Origin of the sequence: Streptomyces sp. P9(2023), assembly GCF_032436795.1 — a bacterium.
Classification (GTDB): domain Bacteria; phylum Actinomycetota; class Actinomycetes; order Streptomycetales; family Streptomycetaceae; genus Streptomyces.
Genome location: NZ_JAUPWM010000078.1, coordinates 1 through 2,217, shown reverse-complemented (window position 1 = coordinate 2,217; position 2,217 = coordinate 1). Strand labels below are relative to the sequence as shown.

Annotated in this window: 3 protein-coding genes; all 3 read left to right on the top strand. The window is 69.3% G+C overall.

The features are described 5' to 3' along the window. Positions 1–1,194: vitamin B12 dependent-methionine synthase activation domain-containing protein (locus Q5762_RS36635; protein ID WP_315896650.1), on the top strand; the 1,194-nt coding region annotated here is incomplete at its 5' end. After that, positions 1,191–2,108, top strand: a complete 918-nt coding sequence (gene metF / locus Q5762_RS36630) for a methylenetetrahydrofolate reductase [NAD(P)H] (RefSeq protein WP_315896649.1) — start codon at positions 1,191–1,193, stop codon at positions 2,106–2,108. The genes Q5762_RS36635 and metF, both read left to right, overlap by 4 nt. Continuing rightward, a partial coding sequence (locus tag Q5762_RS36625) for an adenosylhomocysteinase (RefSeq protein WP_315896651.1) occupies positions 2,086–2,217 on the top strand: 132 nt, incomplete at its 3' end. The genes metF and Q5762_RS36625, both read left to right, overlap by 23 nt.

Here is a 2,217-nt window from a genome sequence, read left to right as displayed (position 1 = left end):
AACCTCGGCATCAAGCAGCCCGTCTCCGCGATCCTGGAAGCCGCCGAGGAACACCGCGCCGACGTCATCGGCATGTCGGGTCTGCTGGTCAAGTCCACCGTGATCATGAAGGAGAACCTGGAGGAGCTGAACGGCCGGGGCCTCGCCTCGAAGTTCCCCGTCATCCTCGGTGGGGCCGCGCTGACCAGGGCGTACGTCGAACAGGACCTGCACGAGATCTACCAGGGCGAAGTCCGCTACGCCCGCGACGCCTTCGAGGGCCTGCGGCTCATGGACGCGCTCGTCGCCGTCAAGCGCGGTGTCCCCGGAGCCGTACTCCCCGAGCTCAAGCAGCGTCGCGTCAAGGCCGTCTCGGTCACCGAGCCCGCGCCCCGCCCCGCCGAACTGCCGGCCCGTTCGGACGTGGCCGTCGACAACCCGGTGCCGATCCCGCCGTTCTGGGGCACCCGGGTCGTGAAGGGCATCCAGCTCAAGGAGTACGCGAGCTGGCTCGACGAGAACGCGCTCTTCAAGGGCCAGTGGGGGCTGAAGCGGAGCCTGCTGGAGACCGAGGGGCACCCCCGGCTACGGATGTGGCTCGACCGGATCCGTACGGACAACCTGCTGGAAGCGGCTGTCGTGCACGGGTACTTCCCGTGCGTCTCCAAGGGCGACGACCTGATCATCCTGAACGAGGACGGAGGCGAACGGACCCGCTTCACCTTCCCCCGGCAGTCCCGCGGCCGCTATCTCTGCCTGGCCGACTTCTTCCGCCCCGAGGAGTCCGGCGAGACCGATGTCGTCGGCCTCCAGGTCGTCACCATGGGCAACCGGATCGGCGAGGAGACCGCCAAGCTCTTCGCGGCCGACTCCTACCGCGACTACCTCGAACTGCACGGCCTGTCCGTGCAGTTGGCCGAGGCGCTCGCCGAGTACTGGCACGCCCGCGTCCGCGCCGAGCTCGGTATCGCGGCCGACGACCCGAAACAGCTCGACGGCATGTTCCGTACGGAGTACCAGGGTTGCCGCTACTCCCTCGGCTATCCGGCCTGCCCGAACCTGGAGGACCGGGCGAAGATCGCCGAGTTGCTCCGTCCCGAGCGGATCGGCGTCCAGCTCTCGGAGGAGTTCCAGCTCCACCCGGAGCAGTCGACCGACGCGATCGTCGTCCACCACCCCGAAGCCGGCTACTTCAACGCCGGGGGCCGGGCATGAGCACCCTGCGCGACGCCGTCGCCCGCCGGGCCTCGGGCGACGAGCCCGTCTTCTCCTTCGAGTTCTTCCCTCCGAAGACCTCCGCCGGCGAGCCCGCCGTCTGGCACGCGATACGCCGGATCGAGGCCCTGCGGCCCACGTTCGTGTCCGTCACGTACGGCGCGGGCGGCTCGTCCCGGGACCGCACGGTCGAGATGACCAAGCGCATCGTCACCGAGACCACACTCAGGCCCGTGGCACACCTCACGGCCGTCGGGCACTCGGTGGCCGAACTGCGGCACATCATCGGCCAGTACGCCGACGCGGGTGTACGCGACGTCCTCGTCCTGCGGGGCGACCCGCCCGGCGACCCGCGCGCGCCCTGGACCGCGCATCCCGAAGGGCTCACGTACGCACATGAGCTGGTCACCCTGGTCAAGGGCATCGGCGACTTCAGCGTGGGTGTGGCCGCCTTCCCCGAGCGGCACCCCCGCTCCGCGGACTGGGACAGCGACATCGCGCACTTCGTCGCCAAGTGCCGGGCCGGCGCCGACTACGCCATCACCCAGATGTTCTTCCACGTCGACGACTATCTGCGGTTCCGTGACCGGGTGGTCGCGGCCGGCTGCGACACGCCGATCATCCCGGAGATCATGCCGGCGACGGACGCGCGCCAGATCGGCCGCTTCGCCGCGCTCAGCAACGCCGCATTCCCCGAAGACCTGGCCCACCGGCTGGAAGCAGCCCGTGGCACGCCGGCCGAAGGCCACCGGATCGGCGTCGAGTACGCCACCGCCATGGCCGAGCGGCTCCTCGCCGAAGGCGCTCCCGGCCTGCACTACATCACCCTCAACCGGTCCACCGCGACGCTTGAGATCCACCGCAACATACGACCCATCAGGAGTCCTCAGCATGTCCTCGCAACCCACCGTTGACCTGGCCGACTACAAGGTCGCGGACATCTCCCTGGCGGAGTTCGGCCGCAAGGAGATCACGCTGGCCGAGCACGAGATGCCCGGTCTGATGTCGATCCGCCGCGAGTAC